General features: G+C 49.4%; 3 protein-coding genes. All 3 read left to right on the forward strand.

From position 1 onward, the window contains the following. A partial coding sequence (locus VN105_RS07665; protein WP_325639529.1) for a TonB-dependent receptor domain-containing protein occupies positions 1–1170 on the forward strand: 1170 nt, incomplete at its 5' end. Positions 1171–1210: 40 nt separating this feature from the next. Next, the gene (locus tag VN105_RS07670; RefSeq protein ID WP_325639531.1) at positions 1211–2869 is read left to right on the forward strand and encodes a RagB/SusD family nutrient uptake outer membrane protein; all 1659 of its coding nucleotides are present in this window, start codon (positions 1211–1213) and stop codon (positions 2867–2869) included. Positions 2870–2959: 90 nt separating this feature from the next. Further along, the coding region (locus VN105_RS07675) for an alpha-galactosidase (RefSeq protein WP_325639533.1) at positions 2960–5058 on the forward strand (2099 nt) is incomplete at its 3' end.

Here is a 5058-nt window from a genome sequence, read left to right on the forward strand (position 1 = left end):
AGTTTAAAGCTCCGCGCCTCCTATGGCCTGCTGGGAAATGAAAATATTAAACCGGACGACGCCCCGGGCTACCAGTACCTGCAGAACCTCAACCTGCAAACAAATGTGCTCAGCACATTAACCAGCTCGGGCCAGCCCTACGGCGCCAATATCCCCACCATTGTATACGCCAAACTCGCCAATCCCAATATCACCTGGGAAACAGCAAAGAAAGCCAACATCGGTATAGACGCGTCTTTATTTAACCATTTTAATGTAACGTTAGATGTGTTCAGCGAAACCAGGAACAACATCCTGGCGCCAAGGAACCTGAGTATCCCGGGGGTAAGCGGTATCAGCAGCAGCCAGATCCCCGATGAAAATATAGGTAAGGTAACCAACAAAGGTGTGGAAGCCTCCGTGATGTACGAAACCCGCTTCAATGAAGTGAAATTCAATATCGGCGGTAACTTTAGCTTTATCAAAAACAAAGTCATCTTCCTGGATGAAGCACCGGGTACCCTCTCTTATCAGAAAGTGGAAGGCCATCCCATCAATGCCGGTCTGTACTACCGCAGCATCGGTATCTTCAAAGACCAGGCGCAGATAGATGCTACACCACATGCGCCAGGTACCATGCCCGGCGACCTGATCCTGGAAGACTACGACGGCGATAAACAGATCACGGCAGCAGACCGCGTGCGGATTGACCAGAACAACATCCCGCAAATCGTATATGGGATCACGTTAGGCGCCTCCTGGAAAAACATTGACATCAATGTTTTATTCCAGGGACAGGGAGAATCCGCACAATACCTCCTTTGGGAATCCGGTGAATTTGGCTCCTTCCTGAAGGAATGGGCGGATAACCGCTGGTCGCCGGAAAATACCAATGCTTCCTGGCCACGCCCGGTATCAAGACCTAACTCCAGCAACCTCGGCGCTTACCCAAGCACTTTCTGGAACTGGAATACATCTTTCCTCCGTTTGAAGAACCTGGAAATAGGCTATAACCTGCCAGCAGCTTTGATCTCCAAAGCATCTATCAAATCAGCCCGCTTTTATGTGAATGGCTTTAACCTGCTCACCTTTACACGAGTGAAACAGATAGACCCGGAAGGCACCGATGGCAGCGGATATTTCTACCCGCAGCAAAAAGTGTTTAACGTAGGCGTGAACGTGAATTTTTAAGAGGGAGAAATAAATCATTTACTATTTCAATTGCAAAGAAATGAAGACTAAAAATATTTCACTGATCCTGGTAGCTGCCGCCATGGCTGCATTGGGAGCATGTAAAAAAGATTTCCTGGATACCACGCCTACCAGCATCATCACCGATGCGGCGGTATGGGGCGATTCCTCGCTGGCGGAAGCCTATATTACAGGCCGGTACATCGGCGTAGGCGGCAACAACGATGGCGGAAAACCAGGCTTCGGCCGCGGCTTTGAAGATGCCTGGATGAGCTCTGTAACAGATGAATCGGTAGTGGTATGGGATAACAATACCTGGTTTGTACAACAGGGCGCTCTCACACCCGACAGAACCGGCTGGATGAGCGATACATGGGTAAGAAGTTACCGCAGCATCCGCGAGATCAATTACGCATTGGCCAACATCGATAAAGTGCCCATGAGCGATTATGGTAAAGAAAGACTAAAAGGAGAACTCCACTTTATCCGCGCCTGCCGCTACCAGGACCTCATCCGCAATTTCGGCGATGTACCCCTGGTAGGCGACCGCGTATATAACCTGGACGATACCAATTTTGATTCGCTCTTTATCCGCAAACCGGTACAGGAATGTATCCAATATGCATTGAGTGAACTGAATACCGCCGCAGCCATGATGCAGGATAAAAGCTATCCTGCCGGCCGGGGTTCCTACGCCGCCGCACTGGCGCTAAAAGCACGCCTGTTGTTATACGCAGCCAGCCCGTTGTATACCAATAACGTGAACGATAAAACGAAATGGGCGGCTGCCGCTTCTGCTGCCCAGGCCGTGATAGCGCTGAATAAGTTCTCGCTTTATAACAATTATAAAACCTTATTCACCATCAGCGGCACCAGTGAGGATATTTTTGAGCGGGTATATTCCCCTACCAATGAACACACAAACCTGGAACTGGTAAACGGCCCTAACGGCTATGGCGGATGGGGCGGTAATACCCCTATGCAAAACCTGGTAGATGACTATGAAATGGCTGATGGCTCCCGGTTCAACTGGAACAATCCTGCGCAAAAGGCAAACCCCTACCAGAACAGGGATCCCCGCTTTTACGCCAGCATCCTTTATAACGGCGCTCCTTACAGGAACCGTAATGTGGAAACATTCCGTCCGGGTGGCAAAGACAGTAAAGATGGTAACGGCAACTGGAACACCAGTCCTACGGGCTATTATGTAAGGAAATACATCAACGAAAGCAACCCGGTGGAAAACCCGAACCAAACCGCTTATCAGCCCTGGAAATATTTAAGGTATGCAGAAGTACTGCTCAACTATGCGGAAGCGCAGAACGAAGCCGCAGGACCGGATGCCTCTGTATATAAAGCAATAAATGATATCCGCGCCAGGGCCGGTATGCCTGAACTGCCGAAAGGGCTTTCAACAGACAGCATGCGGATCCGCATCCGCAACGAGCGCCGCATTGAGCTGGCCTTTGAAGAGCACCGCTACTTCGATGTACGCAGGTGGAAAATTGCCGAAGTAACAGAAAATATTCCTGCATACGGCGTATTGCCCTCCAAACAATCAGACGGCACTATCGTGTATACAAGGATCATTGCACTGGATAACCGCAAGTTTGATAAAACAAAAAATTACTGGGTACCTATTCCGCAGTCAGAAATTAATTCATCGGGAAGAAAGCTCCGTCAGAACGACGGCTACTGATCTTCTCCTAAAAAGTAATACGGATAACGGTGCACCGTTATCCGTATTGTTTATATCTTACTGTAGCAATAAGTTAAAAAGATTTTCTTCATGATACGATCCATTCATTTGAAACGGAGCTGCTGGTTACTGGTGATGATTTGCGGACAGGCCACCGCACAGGATGTAAAGCCGGTTACTATCCCCCTGGAATCAAAGAACAATGCCGTGGTATTACAGGTAGATGCAAAAGGACAATTGTCCACACTCTACTTCGGTACAAAACTGTCCAATGCCGCAGAGTATAGCCAGGTACCATCGGCATACAAACAAACGGAAGATTACTCCGGGGTAGCCAATGCCGCTTATACCGCCGCCGGTACAAAAAACCTGCTGGAACCGGCTATCGCGGTTACCCATACAGACGGCAACAATGGATTGGATCTGCGGTATGTAAGCCATAAAACCATATCCCGCGGCCCCGGTGTTGATGAAACCAGCATCCTGCTGAAAGATCCTGTATACCCGTTTGAAGTAACCCTGTATTATAAAGTATACAAAGCGGAAGATGTGATAGAGCAATGGTCCGTGATCCGGCACCAGGAAAAAGGAAACGTTACCCTGCAAAAATTTGCCTCTGCTAATCTGTACCTGAAAGCCCCCCGGTACTGGCTCCGCCAGTATCATGGCGACTGGGCCAAAGAAATGCAGCCGGAAGAAACCCCGCTGACACACGGTATTAAAACGCTCGATTCCAAACTGGGTACCCGCGCCAACTTATTCCAGCCGCCGGTATTCATGGTATCGCTGGGGCAGCCGGCTACGGAAGACCAGGGCAGTGTGCTGTACGGACTGATGGAGTGGAGCGGCAATTTCCGCATCGACCTGGAACTTGACAACCTGGATAACTTACGTATCATAGCCGGGATCAATAATTACGCATCTCCCTATGTATTAAAAACAAATACCGCTTTTGAAACACCGCCTTTCCTGTATACCTTCTCTGATAAGGGAAAAGGAGAAGCCAGCCGCAAACTGCAAAGCTGGGCCAGGAACTATAAAATACTGGACGGCAAAGGCGACAGGCTCACGTTATTAAACAACTGGGAAGCTACTTATTTCAACTTCAATGAATCTGTGCTGAAAGGATTATTAAAAGATACAAAAGATCTCGGGGTAGACCTGTTCCTGCTGGACGATGGCTGGTTTGGTAATAAATTCCCGCGCAACAGCGATCACGAAGGGCTGGGCGACTGGCAGGAGAACCGCAAGAAACTGCCCAACGGCATTGCAGCGCTGGATAGCACGGCGCAAGCCACGGGAGTGAAGTTTGGCATCTGGGTAGAACCCGAAATGGTAAGCCCGAAAAGTGAATTGAATACCCAACACCCGGATTGGGTGCTGAGGCAACCCGGCAGGGAAGAACATTATTTCCGGCACCAGCTGGTGCTGGACCTGAGCAACCCAAAGGTACAGGACTTCGTTTTCAGCGTGGTGGATTCCCTGTTTATAAAAGCCCCCGGGTTATCCTATATCAAATGGGATTGCAACGCTGTGATCTATAATGTGTGGTCGGCTTACCAGAAACAGCAGCAGTCGCAGGTATACGTAGAATACGTAAGGGGCCTGTATAAAGTACTCGCCAGGCTGCGGGCCAAATACCCCCACGTGCCCATGATGCTTTGCTCCGGCGGTGGCGGCCGGGTAGACTATGCCGCACTACAGTATTTTACCGAATACTGGCCAAGCGATAACACCGATCCGCTGGAACGGATTTTTATCCAATGGGAAAATTCTTACTTTTATCCGGCCATTGCCAGCGCCAACCATGTAACGGACTGGGGCAAACAACCGGTCAAGTTCAGGGTAGACGTAGCCATGATGGGCAAGCTGGGCTTTGATATTGTGGTAAAGGAATTAAAAGAGAAAGAGCTGGCTTTCTGTAAAGAGGCCATCAGCAATTATAATGCTTTGAAAGATGTGATCTGGCATGGCGACCAATACCGCCTGGCAGACCCGCACGAGGGCAGCGTAGCGGCAGTAATGTATGTGAATGAAAAGAAATCTTCCGGCGTACTGTTCAACTACCTGGTTAATTACCGTTATGGAGAAGGCAGCAAATTCCCTATCCGGTTAAAAGGCCTGGACCCCGCAAAGAAATACCGCCTGGAAGAAATCAATGTATATCCCGGAGAGGCTTCAACCATACC

This window comes from Chitinophaga sp., assembly GCF_035564935.1.
In the GTDB taxonomy this organism is placed as follows: domain Bacteria; phylum Bacteroidota; class Bacteroidia; order Chitinophagales; family Chitinophagaceae; genus Chitinophaga.

What these genes read in the sequence shown, in the direction of transcription:
- VN105_RS07670 (WP_325639531.1), top strand. Translation starts at nt 1,211, where the DNA reads ATGAAGACTAAAAATATTTCACTGATCCTGGTAGCTGCCGCCATGGCT.